This window comes from Sulfurihydrogenibium azorense Az-Fu1 (genome assembly GCF_000021545.1).
GTDB classification, from domain to species: domain Bacteria; phylum Aquificota; class Aquificia; order Aquificales; family Hydrogenothermaceae; genus Sulfurihydrogenibium; species Sulfurihydrogenibium azorense.
In genome coordinates this window covers 1,493,343-1,514,366 of sequence record NC_012438.1, presented here as the reverse complement: position 1 = coordinate 1,514,366, position 21,024 = coordinate 1,493,343, and the positions used below count along the sequence as shown (strand labels likewise).

Here is a 21,024-nt window from a genome sequence, read left to right as displayed (position 1 = left end):
GATTTGACTGGAAATGTTAAAAAGATTATCTTAAAAATACTAATTTTTCTTATATTTTTATCAATAACAGTAGCAATCCTTTTCTCATCATTTTTTAAAAAAGTATCTATAGATGTAATAGGTTTACCTAGTAGTATTATAGTAAGTGTGTTAGATAATGTTAAAGATTTTTCAACTTACATTAAAGATAAAAAAAGCCTTGAAGACGAAAATAAAAATCTAAAAAAACAGATAGAACTGTTAAAATTGGAAAATCAAAAACTTTCTTATTTAAAAACAGAAAATGAAGAACTAAGAAAACTGCTAGAGTTTAAAAATTTTTACGGTTTTAAAAGGGTATTAGTTGCAAAAGTAGTTGGTTTTTCTCCAGATAACTGGGTTGATGGATTTTTTATTGATTTAGGTAAAAATGAAGGTATAAAAGAAGGAGATATTGTTGTTTCTAAAGGGTATTTAATAGGTACTGTAAATTTAGTGGGAGATAGATACTCACAAGTGATGTCTGTTAACGATAAAAATTTTAAAATAACTGTAAGGACAAGAAAAACAGGAGAAATTTGTTTTTATAACGGCTTAGATTACAAAAAGGGAGTATTAAGGTACGTTCGACCAGAGCAAGATATAAGACTTTCTGATGTTGTTGAAACGACAGTTGTAAACTCTACTATCTCAGAGGGTATTCCTGTCGGTATAGTTAGAAAGATATCTACAAAAGAGGGTGAGTTTTTTAGAGATGTAGAAGTAGAAACTTTTTACTACCCTTACAACTTAAACTATGTTTTGGTAGTTCAAAGATGATTTACTACGGAAAGTATTTTTTTATTTTATTTTTACTTATAGTTTTACAATCAAGTTTGGTGTTTAAAGGATTGTTAAATTTGGCTATAGTGCCAGACTTTATTTTAGTTTACCTTTTTTGGCTTGTTATAGAAAATAAAGAAAATATGGCTAAAGTTACTGGGATTACTGCAGGAGTGGTTTTAGACCTTCTAAACCCTGAAAAAACATTTATAAATACTTTTTCTTACTTTTTTTCTATACTTTATATTTTGAACTTTAAATCAAAATTTATACAGTTTAACTTTTTACTGAAAATTCTAATGATTTTTATTTTCAGCTTTATAATTTACATGCTAAAAACATCTTACAGCTTCCTTTTAACAGGCTTTTTCTCAGATAGAGATAAGGTCCTGTTTATATTATACACTCTTTCAAGTGTAATGATGATTTATGTAATTTACTACTTAGACACATTTGTGATAAAAAAAGATGAAGTTTAGTAGGTTTTATTTTTTAATAACTTTACTGTTTTTAATCTACTTTATCCTTGTAGGAAGACTTTTCTACCTTCAGATAGTAAAAGGAGAGTACTACTCAGAAATTTCAAACAGAAACTACATTAAAGTGTTTCAATCAAACCCTCCCCGTGGAAAGATATACGATAGAAATGGTGTTTTACTAGCTTACGATATTCCTACTTTTGATTTGATAGCTTTTCCGTACATTGTTAGAGAAAACTACAAAATAGAAGAATTAAGACTTCTACTAAAAAATGTGTTTGGAGTAGAGTTAGATGAAAAAACTCAAGAAATTATAAGGAAAAACTTACTTCCTAAAATAACTGTAAAAAAGAACCTTACTCAGAAAGATGTTGAAAATTTTTATAACTACAGTTATATGCTTAAAGGTTTCTATCTGGAAGTTGTACCAAAAAGGGTATATACTCCAGAGGCAAACTACTTACCCCATATTATAGGATACGTTGGGTACCCAACTAAAGAAGATGTAGAAAAAAATCCTGACATAACTCTAAACACACTTGTAGGAAAAAGTGGAATAGAAAAGATATACGATAACCTTTTAAGAGGTAAAGCAGGACAGAAAGCGGTTTTGGTTGATGCTTTCGGTAGGCAAAAAAAGATACTTTGGGAAAAAGACCCTGAAAAAGGAAATGATATTTATCTAAGTATAGATATAAGACTTCAAAAGATTGTTTATGAGACTTTTAAGTCTTCAGGTCATAAATCTGGAGCTGTTGTTATTGTAGACCCAGACAGTTATCAGATTTTAGCAGCTCTTAGCTATCCTACCTACGATTTACAAAAATTCTACGAAGGATTAAAACAAGAAGAATGGCAAGCTTTAACACAAGATAAGTATACTCCTTTAATTGATAAAGTGTTTACTGGAAGATATCCACCGGGTTCTATATATAAGCCTTTAGTAAGTATAGCTGCTCTGGAAGAAGGGGTAATTACTCCCGAGACAAGAATACTTAGTGGTTCAGAGTTTAGTATAGGAAAGTATAGGTATAGAAACTGGAATAAAGCCGGATGTGGTTATATAAATGTAGCTCAAGCATTGGAGATGTCTTGTGATACTTTCTACTATCAAGTAGGTTTAAAGTTAGGTGTTGATAATATTTTTAAATACACTAAACTTTTTGGAATAGGAGAAAAACTTAACCCGGATATAGAAAAAAAGGTGGCAATAGTTCCCAACCGAGAATGGAAAAGAAAAGTGTTAAAACAACCATGGTTTCACGGAGATACGGTTAACCTAAGTATAGGACAAGGATATCTTTCTATAACTCCTTTTGATGCTACTAAAATTGTAGTACCAATTGCAAATGGTGGAAAAGTCTTAAAACCACAGATACTAAAAGGATACTACGACAATAAAAGGCAAATGTTTGTACATATAAAACCTGAAGTTATAAGAAAAATTAAAATAAAAATTTGGAACTTAGAAGCTGTAAGGTATGGTATGTACCTTGTAGTGTATGGACCTCAAGGTACAGCTAAGGCTTTAAAATCGGTTCCTGTAAAAAATGCAGGGAAAACTGGTACAGCTCAAGTTTATACCTACCTTACAAGACAAAAAAAGCATGGTAAATGGGAGTTGAGAGACCATGCTTGGTTTATAAGTTTTGCTCCTTATGACAATCCTAAATTGGCAGGAGTTGTGTTTGTAGAACATGGAGAGAGTGGTGGTGGTGTTGCAGCTCCTTTGATGGCAAATATATTAAAAAGAGCTTACAGTGAAGGAGTTTTGAGTATAAAATGAAAAATGTAGCTTTAGAAAAACTTAAAAATATAGATATTTTAGTGTTTGGTATTACACTGTTCTTACTGATTTTTAGTGTGTTTAACATATACAGTGCATCTTACCATGAATTTTCAAATCTTTATATAAAACAGATTGTCTTTGTAGTATTTTCTTTTTTTGTAATTTTAACAACTACTTTTCTATTTGATTACAGATGGCTATCTTCTGTATCTTTTTACCTGTACGGACTTGGAATTGTTTTACTTATTTTAGTAAAATTTATCGGAAGTACTGTTTTAGGTGCAAAGAGATGGATTAACCTTGGATTTTTTCAGCTCCAACCTTCAGAGGTTATGAAATCTATAATGATAATTTTTTCAGCAAACTACATATCGTCTTCAAAACTTCCAATATCTTTTAAAGATTTTCTAAAACTAATGTTATTTTCAGTTATTCCCTTTACTTTAATATACACTCAACCAGATTTAGGAAGTGGAATAATGCTTGTACTACCTGTCCTTGTTATGGTATTTTTAGCTGGTTTTAAGTTAAGGTATATAATCAGTTTTATGTTAGTATTTATCCTTTTATCTCCTATAGTTTGGAATCACCTTAAAGATTATCAAAAAAATAGAATACTTGCCATACTAAATCCAGAAGCTGACCCTAAAGGGACCGCATACCACATAATCCAGTCAAAGATAGCTATAGGTTCCGGAATGCTTACAGGTAAAGGATACCTTCAAGGTTCCCAGTCAAAGTACTACTTTTTACCTGAACAGCATACAGACTTTATATTTGCAACGATAGGAGAAGAATGGGGTTTTGTTGTGTCATTTTTACTTTTGTCTCTCTACCTTATTCTATCGTTGAGAATTTTCTTAATAGGAAAGACATTAAAAGATATGTTTGGAAAGTTTATCTGTTATGGAGTGGCTTCTTTAATCGTTTTTCAGTCCTTTGTGAACATTGCTATGAATTTGGCTATAGCACCAGTTGTTGGAGTACCTTTACCATTTTTAAGCTATGGTGGAACTGCTTTGATAATGTTTAGCTTTCTTATAGGATTGGTTTTAAATATTTCTTACATAAACAGTAAACAAAGTTTTCAACTTTACCCAGAAAACATTGGAGACTACTGATGGATTTAGAGTATCTAAAAAAATATCAGTTAAAGCTGGCAAAAAAGTTAAAGTTAGAAGATAAGATAGATGTAAAAAATGTAAAGTTTGTAGCAGGTATAGACACTACTTTTTTAGACCCTTACAAAGAGCCTACTTTAGCTATAAGTTGTATAGTAGTTTTAAATTTGGAGGATTTTTCTGTTGTTGAAACAGTATTTGGACAAAAGGAGATAGACTTTCCATACATACCAACCTTTTTGGCTTTTAGAGAGATTCCATCTATAATGGAAGCTTATCAAAAATTAAAATCATCTCCTGATGTTTTTATATTGGACGGACAAGGTATACTTCATCCCAGAAAGATGGGTATAGCTTCCCATTTTGGAGTTATTACAGACACGGTTAGTGTTGGGTGTGGTAAAAGTCTTTTGTATGGTAAGTATACCCAGTTAGAAAATAAACCAATGGCTTACAGCCCTGTGTACGCTGATGGAGAAGTAAGAGGTTATGCTTTAAGAGTAAAGAAAAACACAAACCCTATCTTTGTATCTCCAGGGAATAACATATCTCTAAACAGCTCTCTTTATGTTATAATAAAATCAATAAATGGTTATAAACTTCCTGAGCCTGTTAGATTAGCTCATAACTTTTTAACAGAATACAGAAAAAGACTTTTACAGGAGGTAAAAAATGGCTGAAGAAAAAACAGCAGTTATAAAGCTTACAGATGAAGGTTTTATAGGTATGATGGAAAATAAAGACTTTGTTTTAAATCTTACCAACACCACCTTTAACGCAACAGATTTAATGCTAATATCCATTGGATACTGCTTTGGTATTACAGTAGATGCTTATGTAAAACATAAAAACTTGAGTATATCAAACTTAAGAATAAACGTAAAAGGAAAGAAACACGAAACAGAAAATAGATACGAAAAAGTAGACATAGAAGTGTCCTTTGACGGAAATTTAACTCCAGAACAAAGAGAAAGAATTATTACAATAGGAAAAAGAGGCTGTACTGTAAGTAACTCTATGTTAAAAGCTCCAGAAATAAATGTAATTTTACTATAAAGGGTAAGTAAGATGGAAACATTTTTTTTAGGTGTTATAGCTTTTTCAATGCTTTTTATAGCCGTAATGTCTTTAGTTAGGACTATTTTTTGGATTATTGTTGCGTTAAAAGTTAGGGATTTGATTAAAGATATACAATCAGATTACAAGCAACTGTACCCAAAAGTGTCTAGACTTATTGATAATATAAGTGGAGTTTCAGGATTACTTGGATTTTTCAAGATGTTTAAATTTCTTAGAGGTAAAAAATGAAAAGGTTTGTTAAGTTTTTACTTTTTATTTTAGCAGCTGTAGGATTAGGATATTTAGCATGCTCAAGAAGAGAAGAAATCAAAGAAAAAATAAAAATCTTAGAAGAAAAAGTAAAAAACTCAAAGTTTTCTTTAAATATAAAAGATAAATTTAATGAAGTAATCAATGATTTAAAAAGTAAAGTAGACAATGTTGACAAAACTCAAGAAGACAATATACTTAATATAGTAGAAGAAAAAATTAGAAAGTTAGAAGAATTAATCAAACAGGAGGAAATGAAATGAACAAGAAGGCGGTGTTAATAGCACTAGGGTCTGCTGTGGCTGCAGTTGGTGCATACTTTGCTTACAAGAGGAAAGATGAGATTTTAGCAAAGTTATCTGAGCTACAAGAGTCTTTAAAAGAGATTGAACTTACAGATAAAGCAAAAGCTGCATTTAACGATGTAGTAGAAAAGTTAACCTCTTTAGTGAAAAGAGGTGAAGAATTAACAGAAGAACAAAAAGCTAAAGAAATAGCAGAGCTCGAGGAAAAGGTAAAAAAATTAGAAGAAGCTGTTAAAACAGAAGCTTGAAAAAAGTTTTAAATGGGATTTTCATCCCATTTTTTATCTCTTTAATCTTAGCTATAAAAGATTACTTTAATAAAAATTACAGTTATCATAGCTCATCTTTAGCTTTTTACTTTTTTCTTTCTATATTCCCTATGTTTATATTTGTTTTTTCAATCTTGAGTTTTATAGCTTTTTTGAAAATATCAGATATTTATTATATAGTTTACAATCTGTTTCCCAACATTGCAGAAAAGTTTTTGGAGAATGTTTTAAAGTTCTACAATACTAACTTATCTACTAATTTATCTTTAATTAGTATTTTACTTTCTCTTTACTTTGGGAAAGATTTATTTATAGCAATTCAGATGGCTTTTCATTATGTTTGGGAGTTGGAATATACAACAGATAGAAAAAAAATGATAGTTTCAATACTAGCATTGCCTTTTATAGCAATCATCTTTACTGTTTTTTATCTTTTTATGATTCTATTGAAGTTTATAGATGAGGTAAAAAATTACCTTGAGAATTTTGATGTTATCTTTTTAAAGTGGTTGACTAATCTTATCAACTTTTTAGCTGAAAATGTAGATACAATTCTTAATTTATTGAATATTTCTGAAATAATTACTTTTTTTGTAGTAATTCATCTTCTATTCTATTTCTTTACTCCAGTAAATGTAGAAAGAAAAAAGCTGATTTTGGTAGTTCTTTTTGTTTCTTTTTGTTTATTCATGATGAGAGTTTTATTTGAAAGTGTGATTATTAATTTTCTATCAAAAAATCCTTTGTTTTTGACTGTAGGTTCTATTTTTGCTTTTTTAGTGTGGGTTAAGTTGTCTTTTGATATTATTTTGATAGGTCAAAGAATTGTTTACTATTACAGTAAACACTCGGAAGGTAAAAGCCCTTCCGAGTAAATCTTTAGTACAATCTAAAGTGTCTGTTTAAGAATTTTTGCCATGTAGTTGGTAATTTATCTATTTCTTCTTGTGCTATCTTTAAAACTTTGTCTTTTATTTTATTAACATCACAGGTAGCTCTGAGTTTTACGTCGCAAACTTGAGGCTCTGTTATAGGTTTCCCTATCTGGCTTACAAGGTAACAGTACGCCTCTTCTACTTCTTCTATCTCTGCAACTATTCTTTCTGCCATATCCATTGCAGCTGTGTTGTAAATCTTACCAATGTGGCTAACAGGGTTTTTACCTGCTGCAGCTTCTAAACTCATAGGTCTGTATGGTGTGATAAGTCCGTTAACTCTGTTTCCTCTACCTACCTGTCCATCATCTCCAGCCTCAGCTGAAGTTCCTGTTACAGTTATGTAAACTGATTGGTTGTCTATATCGTCAGCGGTGTTTATAAAGATATCAACATGTTTTGTTGTTAACTTTTGAGCAAGGGAGTAAGCGTAGTTTGTAACAATTTCTTTCTTTTCTACGTAATCTTTTATATCGTTTACGTATTTATCAACAAAAGCCATAGCTATTGTTATTCTTATGTTATCTTTGTTTCTAACACCCATTATTTTAATATCTTCTCCAACGTAAGGGTGGTCTTTCTTAAACTCTTTACTGTTTAAAGCTCTTTCAAGTTCATAAACTATTGTTTCAATATCTGAAAAAGGAGCAAAACCAACACCAAAGGAAGTATCGTTAGCAAGGGGTATCTCACCTTTTAATTGAAATCTTTCAAAAAGTTCGACAAGGTCTTTACTTCCCGGTTTTAATTTAGGATGAATAATTACATGGTTTACAATATCTAAATTTGGGATGTTTTCTTTTAACCATTTGTGAGCTGTCTCTACTGCAAGCTCCTTAACAGGAAGTTTTTTACCATTTTTTTCATCTATAGCTCTTCCTGTAAGGTATATCTCTATAGGTTCTAATATTTTTCCACCTTTAAACTGAGGGTCTGCAACACCACCTATCAAAAGAGCCTTATCAACGTTGTGGTGCATAATAGCTCCAAACTCTTCTCTGTAAAGGTTGGATAAAGCTATAGAAAGCTCTTCCGCTAAAGCATCACAGATAGTGTCTGGGTGCCCTGTTCCTTTTCTTTCAACTATCTCAACAGGTTGTGAAGATACTTTTTCAAACTCTAAAATGCCTACGTTGATATTTGCCAATCTAAACCTCCTTTAAGAGAAAATTTGAGTTAATTAGATTAGCATAAATTAAAACATCTTGCAAATTTTTTTCAAAAGGTGTAAAATATTCATTCTCAAAATTGAAGTTTAAACGGAGGAATAGATGGCTAAAGCTACGTTATCACCAAAAAAGTTAAAGCACAAAAGAAGAGTAAAGAAGAACGTTAGGGTTGCAGAAAGAAGAAGACTTGAAAATAGATACCACATATCAAGAATGAAAACAGCATTTAAAAAGTTCTATGAAACCTTAAAGAAGGAAGGAAAAGAAGCTGCAGAGAAGTTATTACCACTTTGTCAAAAGTTAGCATACAGAGCTGCTGCAAAAGGAGCTATCCATAAAAACGAAGCTGCAAGAAGAGTTTCAAGAGCTGCTAAAAGATTAAAACAAGTTGCATAAATAGAATTTCTGAGTAAAATATATTATTAGATAAAGATGGCGGTATAGCTCAGTTGGTTAGAGCACGCGGCTCATATCCGCGGTGTCCGGGGTTCGAATCCCTGTACCGCCACTTTTAAAATGATAGAAAAGAAGTTTTTAAAAGCAGTCAAAGATTTTTCCTTAATCCAACCAAAAGATAAAATTCTTATAGCATTTTCTGGAGGTCCTGATTCAGTTGTTCTATCCTTTTTACTTAAAAAGTTCCAAGCTTACTTTAAAATAGAAAAGATTTCTTTAGCCCATCTAAACCATAGTCTTAGAGAAGAATCTGACAAAGATGAAGAGTTCTGTAAAGACTTTGGTCAAAAATATGATATTCCTGTTTTTGTAAAAAAAGTAGATGTTAAATCAGTTGCAAAAAAAGAAAAAAAATCTATAGAAGAAGCAGGAAGAGAAGAGAGGTATAAATTTTTTAAAGAGATTATGGAAAAAGAAAATTTTAATAAGCTGGCAACGGCTCACCATCTGTCAGATTTGATAGAAACTATGTTTTTATGGTTTGTTCAGGGGAATAAAAAAGGATTAAAAGGATTTAAGCCCAATGAAGAGAATATAATCAGACCTCTTTATTACATAAAAAAAGAAGAATTATTAGAGTACTGCCATAAAAATGATTTGTCATACGTAATTGATAAATCAAACTTTGATAAAAGATACTTAAGAAATAAAGTAAGGTTAGACTTAATTCCTATTGCTAAAGAAATTAACCACAGTTTAGAGGAGTCTCTTTTAAGGTTATCTTTCTTTCAATCTGTAGATGAGGATTTTTTAGAAATTTATTCAAAAGATATTTTAAAGTCTTTGCAAGAAAAGGACTATATTGATTTAAATTACTTAAACACTCTTCACGAGGCTGTAAAGTACAGAGTAATTACAAATTGGATATACGAAAAAACAAGAATATACCCATCTTATCAAAAGATGCTTAATATTTTAAAGTTGTTAAAAATGGGTGGAACTAAAGCATTACATCTTCAAGAAAATCTTCAACTTATAAAAGAGTATGATAAACTTTACTTAAACTATACTCAAAAGGTAGAAAAATCTTATAAAGAGTATAAATTAAAAATTGGTCAAACTATCTTTATAAAAGAGCAAGGAATAAGTTTAACTGCTTTTAAGCCTACAGAGAAGGATTTAGAAGAAATGAAAAAAAGTAAGTGTATAGAATGTTTTGATATAGATACAGATGAGTTTACAGTTAGGTTTAGAAAAGAAGGAGATAGATTTTTACCTTTTGGAATGAAAAGGGAGAAAAAGTTGAAAGATGTTTTTATTGATTTAAAAATTCCAAAAAATATGAGAAACTCTATACCACTTTTAGTTTTTGGTGATAAAATATTATGGATAGTAGGCTATAAAAGGTCAGCCTACTACCCAGTAACTGAAAACTCCCAAAATCTTATATGTTTTAAAGTTAAGGAGGAGCAGAATTGCAACTAACAAGAAGTTTATTGATTTGGTTTTTAATTGGTGCAATGATGATACTTGCATTTAATATGTTTGGAACGAAACAGATAAGTGATTCAAAGGTCTCTTTTACTGATTTTATGACAATGGTAAATGAGAAAAAAGTTGTTGAAGCTACAGTTAGAGGAGAAGAACTTACAGCTATAACTGAAGATGGTAAAAAGGTAGAAACTGTAATTCCTCAAGGTTATTCAAAACTTTACGATATACTTTCTGAAAACGGTGTGCAGGTTAAGGTTGTTTCTACTGAAAACAGTAGCTGGCTTATGACTTTACTTATATCTTGGCTTCCTATTTTACTCTTTATAGGGCTTTGGATTTTTATGATGAGACAGATGTCTGGGGGTCCAAATAGAGCATTCTCTTTTGCAAAAAGTAAAGGAAAGTTGTACTTGGAAGAAAGACCTAATGTTAAACTTGATGACGTTGCCGGAATGGATGAAGTAAAGGAAGAAGTAAAAGAGATTATAGAATATTTAAAAGACCCTTCCAGATATCAAAAGTTAGGTGGAAGAGCTCCTAAAGGTATTCTTCTTTATGGAGACCCGGGAGTTGGTAAAACATTACTTGCAAAAGCTATAGCAGGAGAGGCAAACGTTCCATTCATCTCCATATCAGGTTCTGACTTTGTTGAGATGTTTGTTGGAGTAGGAGCTGCAAGGGTAAGAGATCTTTTTGAAACAGCAAAAAAACATGCTCCATGTCTTATATTCATTGACGAGATAGATGCAGTAGGTAGGGCAAGGACAGGTGTTGGTTTTGGTGGTGGACACGATGAAAGAGAGCAAACTCTAAACCAATTACTTGTAGAGCTTGATGGTTTTGATACAAACGAAGGAATAATAGTTATTGCGGCAACTAACAGACCGGATATTTTAGACCCAGCACTTTTAAGACCAGGAAGGTTTGACAGACAAATATCTGTTCCAAAGCCAGATGTGAAAGGTAGATATGAAATATTAAAAGTTCATGTTAAGAAAAAGAACATACCGTTAGCAGAAGATGTAGATTTAATGACTATAGCTAAAGGAACTCCCGGATTTTCAGGAGCTGACCTTGCAAACTTAGTAAACGAAGCTGCATTACTTGCTGCAAGAAGAAAAAAAGAGAAAGTTGGTATGCAAGAGTTAGAAGATGCTCTTGACAGAATAATGATGGGATTAGAAAGAAAAGGAATGGCTATAACACCAAAAGAAAAAGAAAAGATTGCATACCACGAAGTAGGCCATGCTTTGGTTGGTGTGATGTTGGAAGAAGCTGACCCATTACATAAAGTCTCTATCATACCAAGGGGAATGGCTCTTGGAGTTACTGTAAACCTTCCAGAAGAAGACAGACATCTCTACTCAAAGAAAGATTTAATGGCAAGAATACTACAGCTTTTTGGTGGAAGAGCTGCAGAGGAAGTTTTCTACGGTAAAGATGGTATTACAACCGGAGCTGAGAATGACTTAATGAGAGCTACTGAACTTGCTTACAGGATTGTTGCAGCTTGGGGTATGAGTGATGAGATAGGTCCTATCCACGTTCCAACTAACAGAAGTGGAAGTATCTTTATGGGTGGTCAAGGAATAGAGATAAGTGAAGAGACAGCAAGAAAGATAGACGAAGAAGTTAACAAAATTTTAAGAGAATCTTATCAAAAAGCGAAAAATATTATAGAAACTTATAAGGATGCCGTTATTGCAGTCGTTCAACTTTTACTCGATAAAGAAACAATAACATGTGAAGAGATGTTTGCAATCTTAAAAGAGTATGGAGTACCTGTATTAAACAGATGTAGAAAATTTGAAAACGTCAACGTTATAACAGATTCTTCAGCTCCCGATGTACCTGGAGCAGAACTACCAACTGTTGCTTAACGGGAGATAAGGTTGGTAGATACACACTGTCATCTTGATATGATTCCTTTACAGGATGTTGAAGAAAGTGTAAAAAGGTTAGATTATTTACTTACAATAGGCTGTGATAAACAGGAGATAAAAAAAGCTTTAGAGATAGGTAGTAAATATGAAAATGTTTTTGTGGCAATAGGTTATCATCCTTACGATATAGGAGATTTAACCGATAAAGATATAGAAGAGTTAGAAAATCTAATTAAAGAAAATTCCAAAGTTATAGCGGTAGGAGAGTGTGGTTTAGATTTTTATAGAGAAAAAACTCCAAAGGATAAACAAGAGTACTTTTTTAGAAAACAGATAGAACTTGCAAAAAAGTTAAAAAAACCCTTAATAATACACTCAAGAAGTGCAGATAGAGAAACAGAGAAAATACTATCTGAGTATGCTCCTTTTGAAAGTGGAGGTATTATGCACTGTTTTGGAGGAGATGAAAGATTAATGGAATTTTCTTTAGAAGCTGGTTTTTATATATCTTTTGCAGGGAATATAACTTATCCTAAAGCTGATAACCTTAGAAATATCCTGAAAAAAGTTCCATTAGATAGGTTATTATTAGAGACAGATAGTCCGTTTTTATCTCCTCAAAAAGTAAGAGGTACTCAAAACAAGCCTTCTAACATATACTATACCTTAGAGTTTGCTTCTGAGCTTTTAGGTATTGAAAAAAGTAAGCTTGAAAAAACAACTGACGAAAACTTTAAACGGTTATTCAGCCTTAATTAAAACACACCAACCCATAAACTCGTTATCATATGTGATTTTTCTTGATTTGTTTGGTTTATCTTTGTAGCCTTTATTTACTAAATTTGGATAAACTTCTGAATAAACTTCTGGGGCTAACTCTTTAACAAGAAGATTAATTGTAGTACTTAAAAACCCTTGATGTTTTCCAAGTCTGAGCACAAAAAATCCTTTTTCAACCAGTTCTCTTCTTTTTTTAAGTTTATTTAAAATACTTTCTTTTTCTTTATCATTTATCTCGTTTGTATTTTTAATGTTTGTATTTTTAATATTTTCAATATAATGAATATCTTCATTTAAGATAGCGTTAGCAAATTCAGAACAAGCTTCTTTTATTTTTTTAAGCTCTAAATCCAAATATCCGTAGGTTTCAGGTAATAATTCTTTGTACTCTTCTTTAAAGGAAACTTCTAAGTCAATGGTAAACTTTGTACCGACTTTTAAAAGTTCGTGTAATTCTCTAAAGCCTCTTGATACTCCAAGGGATTTAATGTCTTGTACTTCTAAACATTCTTGAGGGTCTTTTAGGTCAGAGTCTGATACTAGTAGGAGTTTAAGTATATCCTTTTTTGCGTCCTCTTGTTTAAACTCTCTGTCAAAAACCTTGCTAAAACCTGCTCTAAAAGCAATACTTTCCCATCTTTTTATAAAATTAGAAAAGTTTTTCTTAATATTTGCTTTCCTTTCCCTTTCATCTCTGTAATTTGAAACATTAACACATTCTTTGTAATCTTCTAAAAACTTATTTTTTATAGCTGGACTTTCTAAAAACTTGTCTTTAAGGATTTTGTAAAATAGAGCCGTTCTTATAGCTCCTTTTATCTCTGACCCGGGAATGTAAACTTTTCCACTTTCTTTTATAAATTCGTAGATAGGTTTGTATTCATTTCCGTTTTTTCTTTTTATGTCTCCTTTAAATTCAATTTGGTACAATGGCTTTACGGTTATACCGTATGATGAGATAACTTCTCCTAAGCTTTTTTCTAAAGGGTGTCTCTCTATAAGAGAAGTTAGGTTTATGAGTCTTTGCACGTTATCTTTTAAGGATTTTACCACTTCTTCAAAGTTGTATATCTTTATTTTTTTGTTTCTTTCATCGTAAGAGTAAGACCAGTTGCTAATTTGGTTTCCATTTCCTATATGAATAGGGGAAAGTACAGTTAAGTTAAATTTCATTGTGTCCCTCCTTTGATGTATAAAGGAAAAGCAAGGCCATACTGAAAGATTTTTACTCCATTTATATTTTTTGCTATCAGAAAACTACCGTAAAAGTTTTTTTGGCTTTTTACTTTTAACGTGGACCCTTCTTTAAGGTATAAAATTTTCTCCTTCCATATATCAACATTTTGAAAATTGTAGTTGTTGTCAATGGCACCTCTAAATGTAAAGTATTCGTAATAACTGTTTTGTAAATCGTAGGTAAAAGGTTCTGGTATGAGTGGGGATAAGGTTATAAATATATCTGTTTTTTGATTGAAGTAGTTTTCAATTTGTGTAAAGTTTTCAAATTCTCCAAATTTTACTTTTCCAAATCCTATTGACCTGTTTCCTCCTATACCTATATCCTGTAAAAGTTTTACTATAGCTTCTAACTCTTTTTTTACCTCGTCATCTCTTACTGCAACAATTAAAAAACTTTCTCCTATACTAACTGATTCATCAAAGAAAAGTGTTCCAGAGCCTTGAGTAGTACCGTAAAGTCTGTCTATAGAAGCGTGTGGTAGTGATTCTTTTGATAAAAAGGATATCTTTTTGAGTTTACCCTCTTTTAATTTTTGCTGTAAAAGTTGGTTTAGCTCATACTCTGTCTTTATTTTTCCATCTAAAACTTGTATAACTGTATCTAAATCAACGTAGTTTATCTTTTTTAAACTTTTGTGATCTAAATCTGAGTTTTCTTTTCTTTCTGCTTTTAGGTTTGGTTTTGGAAAGTAGTAGTTTTTTTCTTCTCTTGGTAGTAGGGAGCTGAGTAGAAAAGGTGGGTTGTTGTTTTCAAACTGAGAAAGTAGGTTATAAAGCTTATCTTCTCCGTAAAGTATTAAGTAAGCCCAGCACAGTCCACCAAACACTGTGTAAGATGATGGTATATCTCTAAACAGTGAGTAAGGTGTAATATCTATCTTATACAGCTTCATTCTATACACCTTTTTTAAAGTATGATAATACATCGTCTATTGATTGAAAGTTTCCTATTTTTTCTGCTGTTCCTTGGTAAAAATCTTTATAAAGTATTTCTATGTTTTCAAACTTGACTCTTCCGTTTCCTCTTGACCCTCCACCACCTAAGTAGTTGTCTTCTAGTAGTTTCATACCTTCAAAAACAATTCTCAGTCTATCTTCGTCTTGTTTGTCAAATTTTTCGTATGTAATCTCTACTTTAAACTCTGAACCTGCAGGAACTCTTTCTTGTCTTCTGGGGTTTGCAGAAGATGTAATTCTGTCTATTGCATTTTCTGTTTTAACTTCTGTGTAAATTCCGGGACCTAATTCATTTTCCCACTTTTCTATGGTTTCTTTTGTAGGATAAATATCAGCAAACTTAACTCTAACTGGTCCGGCTACCGTTGCTTCCCTTATTTTTGAATCTCTTACTCCAAAGATTATTGAAACATTTGAAAGGTTTCCATTTGATGTAATGTCTGATACCTCACCTTCAATTTTTCCTTCAGAATTTCTTTTTGGTTTTACAAGTCCTTCTTTCCATTCTAATAAACTTCTTATTTTACCTTTCAGAGAGGATCCGGGTATGTATGGCATACCTTCCTTTATTTCCCTGTCTGGAAGTTGTATACTTATTGAGGTTTTGATTACCGGGTTGTCTATTCCACCTATCTCAAAACTTTCTTTAGAGCCTCCTATGTGTAATCCTGTGATACATTTTAAAGTTGCTTTTATTACATAAATTCCCTCAAAGTTTAAACTCATATCTTAAACCTCCAGATTATTAATTTTTAGGTTCGTACTGTTTGTTATAGGCGACTATAGCTGTCATAAAATCACCAAAATTTTTAAAGTCTTCTTCGTCTGCTTTTCCATCTTTTAGTTTATCTAAACAAGCTACGATGAGATTGTAGAAGACTTCAGGCATCAGTTCCCTTCCCTTTGCGTAGGCAAGTTTTGGATATAGTAGGTATAAAGGTGTTTTGTCTTGTAATACTTTTTCTCTGTTATCACAGATAGATTTTATTTCTGTAAAGATTTTTCTAAGTTGTGATGTGTTTAATTTGGGTTTTGCTGATTTTAACTCAAATGCTATTTGATATGCCCAGCCTCCTATAGGTGCAAACTCTTTGGGTGTTAAAACATCAGATAGTTTTGGTGCAGATTTTATTTTTTGGACTAGGTTGTTGGTGTTAATAAAACTATTATCTTGTCCGTTATTTTTTTGTTGATTTGGGTTTCTCCCGTTCATGGAATACCTCCTAATTCCTTGTTTTTAGTGAAATGTAGTTTACTAAAAATGTAAGTTTTTTAAAGTTTTGTTTGTCTAATAAAAATTGTGAGACTTCTTCTCTTATATCTTTGTTAATATTTCTTGCTATGTAGTACTGAGCGTAAGGGTAAAACATAAGGTCCTCTTTTCCTATTTCTCTGTAGGGGAAAGCTACTTTACTTGATTTGTTTAAGTCTTTTAAAAATTGTTCTTTTAGTCTGTGAACTGCGTAGATAAAACCTCTTTGGAGCTTATTTCTTTTAATATACTCTATCCATTTTTCTGAAGTGCTTTTTAACTCTTTTATTTCATTCCATTGTAAAACATCTCCTAAGATACATATCCTGTCTTTACCACTACTTTTTGCTACTTCTTCAGCTTCTCCTGCTAAATCTGCTGCAAATCTTATAGGGTACTTATGTTTTACCTGTATGTATCCAGCTGAGAGTGTAATGTTAGGGTTGCCACATGTGTAGTTTTTAAATTCATTGTTTATCTTTTCTGCTATATCTATTGCCTTATCCCAAGGTGCTACTAAAAATACGTCATCTCCTCCTGAGTAAAGTATGTAGAAAAAGTTTTTTACATTTGCATCTTGATTTTGTTTTTTATATTCTGAAGTTAAAGCTTTACATATCTCGTTTAAATATCCACTAAAAAATAGGTCTAAAGACCTGCTTAAAGTTGCAATTCTTGAGATGGATATTTTATCTTTTAAACCTTCACTAAAGAGTTTTCCTAAGTTATCTACATCCATTCTTAAAATGCCTATTCTATCATCTCCTTCACTAAACTGTGCTAAGTATGAAAATGGAACTATCTGACCTTCTTCTATTTTATCGTCTTCTTCCGGTAAAGGGGCATCTTTTTCAGCTTCTGGAACTACTTTTCCTATGAATTTAAAACCGGTTGTGTATCTTTTTAAAGAAGTGTCATTTATAGCAAGTATCTCTGTAATTTCAGGGTCTAAAAATAAAGGTTGTAAGTCTGATATATTATTTTTATCTACAAGATAAACAGCTCCAAACTTTTTAAAGTTTACTACTTTTTTGTTTTCTACAAAATTTGGGGTTAAATTTTTTGCAAAGATTAAGTATTCTGTTTTTGGTAGAAACTGTCCTATATTTCTAAACTTTTCACAAACTTCACATATTTCATCATCATCTTGTAGATTTTCACTTATAAGGTATGTTTTACATACTGGACATCTTTTTTTGTTTTGTTTTATATCGCTTACTTTTTTATTTAAAAGGTCAAATATCTTTCCACTGTCTATGAGAGTGCTAAATTTTTCTTTTTTTGCGTTGTCTAAATTTTCGTTTAGTTTGCTTAAAACTGTTTTGTAGTCTTTCATCATTTCAATGGGGGAATACTGGTAGTATCCTAATGAAAGTCCTAAATCTGCTTCAAAATCGGTAGCTAAAAACTCTTCTATCTCTTGTTTTATCTTTAGTATTTTGTCTAAATTTTCTTGTGTGTTTGCTACCAGTATCTCAAAAATTCCTCCACCACTGTATAAGAGGTTAGAGATAGGATACTCAAGTTGGTTAAGTATATACCTTGATAGTATCTCCGGAAGTAAAGAAACGTAGAAGCTTCTTCCTCTAAGTGTTTTTGCTGTTCCTCTTTTACCTGCATACACGTTGTATATAAATTTTTGGATACCGCTTATATCTCCTTTTATGTGTAAGAAAACTTCTTTATCTTTAAATTTGTTTTGAAATTTATTTGTACCTTCTTGCGTAAAGCCTTCTTTGTCGTAATCGTAAAAACAGCAAGCAACAGCTGACAAAACCCTCGAGTGGTCAAAAAGTGATATATCCGGGTAATGGTTTGAGTAGTTTTCTTTATCGTAAGTAGAAGCTGGAATACACCATAGGTATTTATACAGTAGGTGATAGATTAAGCTAAAGATTTTTTCCGGGGAGTTTTCAAATTTAACTGCATTTTTTAACTTTTGGTTAAACTCTGTTTTGAAACTTTCCCAGTGTTTCGGGTAAGAGCCTAACTCCTCTTCTTCATCAGCTGCTTTAGTGTCTATCTGGCCGTAGGTGTACTCTAAATCTTTTGGGAATATGTCTTTTGATAAGTTTAAGGGTGCTATTTTGTAAAAGTAATTTCTCTTTTTATACTCTTTTCCTAAAGAGAGGTTTTCAAATACGCTTCTTAATCTTGGATTTTGGACTGCAAAGTTTTCTAACTTCTTTTTTTGGTCGGGTGAGAGTATTTCTAAGTTGTAGATGGTCTGGTCTTTAGACCTTTCTGATGAGGAGATCCAGTCTGCTTTTTGTAAAAGGTGCTGTATAGGTGTTGTAGGTTTGTGGTGGTAGCATCCATCTAATATTGTTTTTAACTCTTCTTGGGAAAATACACTTTCTAAACCTTCTTTTAACTCTTGGTTTATAGCTTCGTAGGATAGGTATGCGTGGGCGTATTGAAAAATTTTTTTATCTTCGTCGGTAGTTTTTTTGTTTGTAGCTCTTTGGTAAAATTTTCCTATATCGTGTAGTAGTCCTGCTATTGCTATTAGGTATTTTTCTTTTTTATGCATCTTATCCCCCGTGCAATGCTTAATATTTTAACCTATAAGTTATAAACTTTTCAAGTTGAATTTTCTGACAATAATTTTACACTACCTAAACCTAAGCTTACAGACTTTCCTAAGTTTATGTTTTCTATTATTTTTAAAAGTCCGTAGATTTGGTTAAGGTCTCCTGTTAGGGTTAGTTCTCCTTCAATTGCTGGGATATTCATATGTCGTTGTTTTCTGTTTGAGTACCTTTTTAGGATTGTTTGTTTTAGGTTTTGTTGGGTTATGTTTATTTTTTCTTTGTCTATATATATTTTTTCTGTTTTTTCTCCGTAGCTTTGGGCTACAGCTGATATTCTGGTTAGAATGGCTTTTATGAGTATGTCTCGGTTGAAGTCTTGGGGGTTTACTATTTGGTTTTGGTGTTTTATTGATGTTGGGTTGAGCTGTAGAGTAAGTTGTTGTTTGTCGGTTTTAAGGTTTAGTAGGTCTTTGGCTTGGAATTTTGGTATGTTTCTTTTTAGGGGGTAGTATTTTTCTTCAATGGGGTTGTAGAAGTATATTTTATCTAGTTTTAGGTATCTTTCTTTTCCTAAATTTAGTGTGTTTGAAAATGATGAGATTATAAATTCCCAGTAGTTTGCACTACTACCTAAGAGGGTTATGTCTAAATTGATAGTTTGGTTTTCTTGAAGGTGTATAACTTGGAAGGGTGGTTTTATTGCGTATTTGGCTGGGTAGTTGAGGATTTCTTCTGTTTCAAAGATGACTGTGTAAGGGCAGGTGTTTTTTAATTGGCAGTTTTTACAGGATTCTTCGAAGGGTTTTATGCAAACGATTTTTTTGAGGTTTTTTCCCATTATACCTCTAAAGGCTGAACCTAAGAAGTAAGGTGTTTGAAAGCTGTTTAATGCTTTAAACTCTAATCTTAAACGAGAAAACTCAAAATCAAACATTATAATCTCTCATTAAGCAGTATTTACCACATTATAACACAGGATAAAAATTTTTCACTTCAATTCCCTCATAGTCGGGAAAAAACCTTATCAAAATGTTATTAAACCTGTCACATAGAGTCTCTTCAATTCCCTCATAGTCGGGAAAAAACCTCTGACGATGGTTGGTGTTATTTTGAAGAGTTAATTCTTCAATTCCCTCATAGTCGGGAAAAAACGTTTACAAGAAGAATCTTTTGAAGTTGAAGAATTAAGCTTCAATTCCCTCATAGTCGGGAAAAAACGTCTTCTAGAAAGACTAACGAGAAGAGACATCCTAGCTTCAATTCCCTCATAGTCGGGAAAAAACTAATTTTAACGGAAGGAGATTCAAATGTGTATTTACTTCAATTCCCTCATAGTCGGGAAAAAACCTTATCAAAATGTTATTAAACCTGTCACATAGAGTCTCTTCAATTCCCTCATAGTCGGGAAAAAACCTCTGACGATGGTTGGTGTTATTTTGAAGAGTTAATTCTTCAATTCCCTCATAGTCGGGAAAAAACGTTTACAAGAAGAATCTTTTGAAGTTGAAGAATTAAGCTTCAATTCCCTCATAGTCGGGAAAAAACGAATTAGAAAAGGGGGTAATAATGAAAAGAGACCTTTCTTCAATTCCCTCATAGTCGGGAAAAAACTGAATTTCCATTGAAGGGAGCCACTATAAAAGAAATGCTTCAATTCCCTCATAGTCGGGAAAAAACTTTTGAAAAGTTAATATTTCCGTCTGTGTCGATAACATCCTTCAATTCCCTCATAGTCGGGAAAAAACTCAGACAGGCGCCATTATTCAAACAGCATCTGAAACTTCAATTCCCTCATAGTCGGGAAAAAACGAAGGGGAGAGTTACATTTTCCACTTATATAAGTTAGATAATCTTCAATTCCCTCATAGTCGGGAAAAAACGATATTCAAGATTTAGAAATTGCTGCGGGCCTTGAGATCTTCAATTCCCTCATAGTCGGGAAAAAACAAGATAAGCTGTCTTCTTCTAGCCTTCCAGCACCCACTTCAATTCCCTCATAGTCGGGAAAAAACCGAATACCAACAAGTGATTTTAGTATAGAATATCAACTTCAATTCCCTCATAGTCGGGAAAAAACAATGTGAGACAGGGATGTGGAATGTTTTGATTCCAGCTTCAATTCCCTCATAGTCGGGAAAAAACCCCCTTTATAAGATTATTAAATTTTTCCTTATTATCCCTTCAATTCCCTCATAGTCGGGAAAAAACAGCTAAGTACTTATTATTAATGAATCACATCGAATCCTTCAATTCCCTCATAGTCGGGAAAAAACCCGTTAATTTTTCAAAAAT

General features: G+C 32.0%; 21 protein-coding genes, 1 tRNA gene and 1 CRISPR repeat array. Of the genes, 15 read left to right on the top strand and 7 right to left on the bottom strand.

The window, feature by feature from the left end; all coding sequences use genetic code 11:
* Positions 1 to 3 precede the first annotated feature (3 nt).
* From mreC to SULAZ_RS07890, 10 genes are read left to right on the top strand one after another with little or no spacing between them, the layout of a single operon-like run.
* Complete coding sequence (gene mreC, locus SULAZ_RS07935; protein WP_012673696.1) at positions 4 to 798, top strand: rod shape-determining protein MreC; 795 nt, start codon at positions 4 to 6, stop codon at positions 796 to 798.
* On the top strand, positions 795 to 1,280 hold the full coding sequence (gene mreD, locus SULAZ_RS07930) for a rod shape-determining protein MreD (RefSeq protein ID WP_012674629.1): 486 nt from the start codon (positions 795 to 797) through the stop codon (positions 1,278 to 1,280). The genes mreC and mreD overlap by 4 nt, the downstream gene beginning before the upstream one ends.
* Positions 1,270 to 3,066, top strand: a complete 1,797-nt coding sequence (gene mrdA, locus SULAZ_RS07925; RefSeq protein ID WP_012674134.1) for a penicillin-binding protein 2 — start codon at positions 1,270 to 1,272, stop codon at positions 3,064 to 3,066. Before mreD ends, mrdA begins: the two co-directional genes overlap by 11 nt.
* Positions 3,063 to 4,190: a rod shape-determining protein RodA gene (rodA, locus tag SULAZ_RS07920; protein ID WP_012675081.1), complete on the top strand. Its 1,128-nt coding sequence runs from the start codon at positions 3,063 to 3,065 to the stop codon at positions 4,188 to 4,190. The genes mrdA and rodA overlap by 4 nt, the downstream gene beginning before the upstream one ends.
* Positions 4,190 to 4,870 (top strand): endonuclease V, encoded by a 681-nt coding sequence (locus SULAZ_RS07915; protein ID WP_012674301.1) that lies wholly within the window; start codon positions 4,190 to 4,192, stop codon positions 4,868 to 4,870. The genes rodA and SULAZ_RS07915 overlap by 1 nt, the downstream gene beginning before the upstream one ends.
* Positions 4,863 to 5,246: an OsmC family protein gene (locus SULAZ_RS07910; protein ID WP_012673572.1), complete on the top strand. Its 384-nt coding sequence runs from the start codon at positions 4,863 to 4,865 to the stop codon at positions 5,244 to 5,246. Before SULAZ_RS07915 ends, SULAZ_RS07910 begins: the two co-directional genes overlap by 8 nt.
* Before the next feature lie 12 nt (positions 5,247 to 5,258).
* Positions 5,259 to 5,498, top strand: a complete 240-nt coding sequence (locus SULAZ_RS07905) for a hypothetical protein (RefSeq protein ID WP_012674550.1) — start codon at positions 5,259 to 5,261, stop codon at positions 5,496 to 5,498.
* On the top strand, positions 5,495 to 5,782 hold the full coding sequence (locus SULAZ_RS07900) for a hypothetical protein (RefSeq protein ID WP_012673817.1): 288 nt from the start codon (positions 5,495 to 5,497) through the stop codon (positions 5,780 to 5,782). The genes SULAZ_RS07905 and SULAZ_RS07900 overlap by 4 nt, the downstream gene beginning before the upstream one ends.
* Positions 5,779 to 6,072 carry a hypothetical protein gene (locus SULAZ_RS07895; RefSeq protein WP_012675110.1) on the top strand — a complete coding sequence of 98 codons (294 nt, stop codon included), beginning with the start codon at positions 5,779 to 5,781 and terminating at the stop codon, positions 6,070 to 6,072. The genes SULAZ_RS07900 and SULAZ_RS07895 overlap by 4 nt, the downstream gene beginning before the upstream one ends.
* Complete coding sequence (locus SULAZ_RS07890; protein ID WP_012673946.1) at positions 6,069 to 6,968, top strand: YihY/virulence factor BrkB family protein; 900 nt, start codon at positions 6,069 to 6,071, stop codon at positions 6,966 to 6,968. The genes SULAZ_RS07895 and SULAZ_RS07890 overlap by 4 nt, the downstream gene beginning before the upstream one ends.
* 4 nt (positions 6,969 to 6,972) lie before the next feature.
* Here SULAZ_RS07890 and SULAZ_RS07885 read toward each other — a convergent pair whose 3' ends face one another.
* The gene (locus SULAZ_RS07885; RefSeq protein WP_012674270.1) at positions 6,973 to 8,175 is read right to left on the bottom strand and encodes a methionine adenosyltransferase; all 1,203 of its coding nucleotides are present in this window, start codon (positions 8,173 to 8,175) and stop codon (positions 6,973 to 6,975) included.
* A gap of 124 nt (positions 8,176 to 8,299) precedes the next feature.
* Here SULAZ_RS07885 and rpsT point away from each other — a divergent pair, with 124 nt between their 5' ends.
* From rpsT to SULAZ_RS07860, 5 genes are all read left to right on the top strand, one after another.
* A complete protein-coding gene (gene rpsT / locus SULAZ_RS07880; RefSeq protein WP_012674533.1) occupies positions 8,300 to 8,593 on the top strand; it encodes a 30S ribosomal protein S20 in 294 nt (97 codons plus the stop codon).
* Positions 8,594 to 8,631: 38 nt separating this feature from the next.
* Positions 8,632 to 8,705 (top strand) — tRNA-Met (locus SULAZ_RS07875).
* A gap of 8 nt (positions 8,706 to 8,713) precedes the next feature.
* Positions 8,714 to 10,078 carry a tRNA lysidine(34) synthetase TilS gene (gene tilS / locus SULAZ_RS07870; RefSeq protein WP_012673999.1) on the top strand — a complete coding sequence of 455 codons (1,365 nt, stop codon included), beginning with the start codon at positions 8,714 to 8,716 and terminating at the stop codon, positions 10,076 to 10,078.
* Complete coding sequence (gene ftsH / locus SULAZ_RS07865; RefSeq protein ID WP_012674282.1) at positions 10,069 to 11,967, top strand: ATP-dependent zinc metalloprotease FtsH; 1,899 nt, start codon at positions 10,069 to 10,071, stop codon at positions 11,965 to 11,967. Before tilS ends, ftsH begins: the two co-directional genes overlap by 10 nt.
* 12 nt (positions 11,968 to 11,979) lie before the next feature.
* Entirely contained in the window at positions 11,980 to 12,729 is a 750-nt protein-coding gene (locus SULAZ_RS07860) for a TatD family hydrolase (RefSeq protein WP_012674700.1), read from the top strand.
* Here the strand turns inward: SULAZ_RS07860 and csm5 are convergent.
* Genes csm5 through cas6 form a run of 6 tightly spaced genes read right to left on the bottom strand, consistent with a single transcriptional unit; the run spans position 12,712 to position 19,666 of the window.
* A complete protein-coding gene (gene csm5, locus SULAZ_RS07855; protein ID WP_012673602.1) occupies positions 12,712 to 13,923 on the bottom strand; it encodes a type III-A CRISPR-associated RAMP protein Csm5 in 1,212 nt (403 codons plus the stop codon). The two genes, SULAZ_RS07860 and csm5, sit on opposite strands and share 18 nt — an antisense overlap.
* Entirely contained in the window at positions 13,920 to 14,882 is a 963-nt protein-coding gene (gene csm4, locus SULAZ_RS07850; RefSeq protein ID WP_012673499.1) for a type III-A CRISPR-associated RAMP protein Csm4, read from the bottom strand. The genes csm5 and csm4 overlap by 4 nt, the downstream gene beginning before the upstream one ends.
* Position 14,883: 1 nt before the next feature.
* Positions 14,884 to 15,672: a type III-A CRISPR-associated RAMP protein Csm3 gene (gene csm3 / locus SULAZ_RS07845; protein WP_012674307.1), complete on the bottom strand. Its 789-nt coding sequence runs from the start codon at positions 15,670 to 15,672 to the stop codon at positions 14,884 to 14,886.
* Positions 15,673 to 15,691: 19 nt separating this feature from the next.
* Positions 15,692 to 16,159 (bottom strand): type III-A CRISPR-associated protein Csm2, encoded by a 468-nt coding sequence (csm2, locus tag SULAZ_RS07840; protein ID WP_012675015.1) that lies wholly within the window; start codon positions 16,157 to 16,159, stop codon positions 15,692 to 15,694.
* Positions 16,160 to 16,169: 10 nt separating this feature from the next.
* On the bottom strand, positions 16,170 to 18,731 hold the full coding sequence (gene cas10 / locus SULAZ_RS07835; protein ID WP_012674235.1) for a type III-A CRISPR-associated protein Cas10/Csm1: 2,562 nt from the start codon (positions 18,729 to 18,731) through the stop codon (positions 16,170 to 16,172).
* A 50-nt stretch (positions 18,732 to 18,781) separates the two neighbouring features.
* Positions 18,782 to 19,666: a CRISPR-associated endoribonuclease Cas6 gene (gene cas6, locus SULAZ_RS07830; protein ID WP_012673668.1), complete on the bottom strand. Its 885-nt coding sequence runs from the start codon at positions 19,664 to 19,666 to the stop codon at positions 18,782 to 18,784.
* 57 nt (positions 19,667 to 19,723) lie between these two features.
* A CRISPR array of direct repeats spans positions 19,724 to 21,005; the repeat unit is 29 nt; unit sequence CTTCAATTCCCTCATAGTCGGGAAAAAAC.
* Positions 21,006 to 21,024 lie beyond the last annotated feature (19 nt).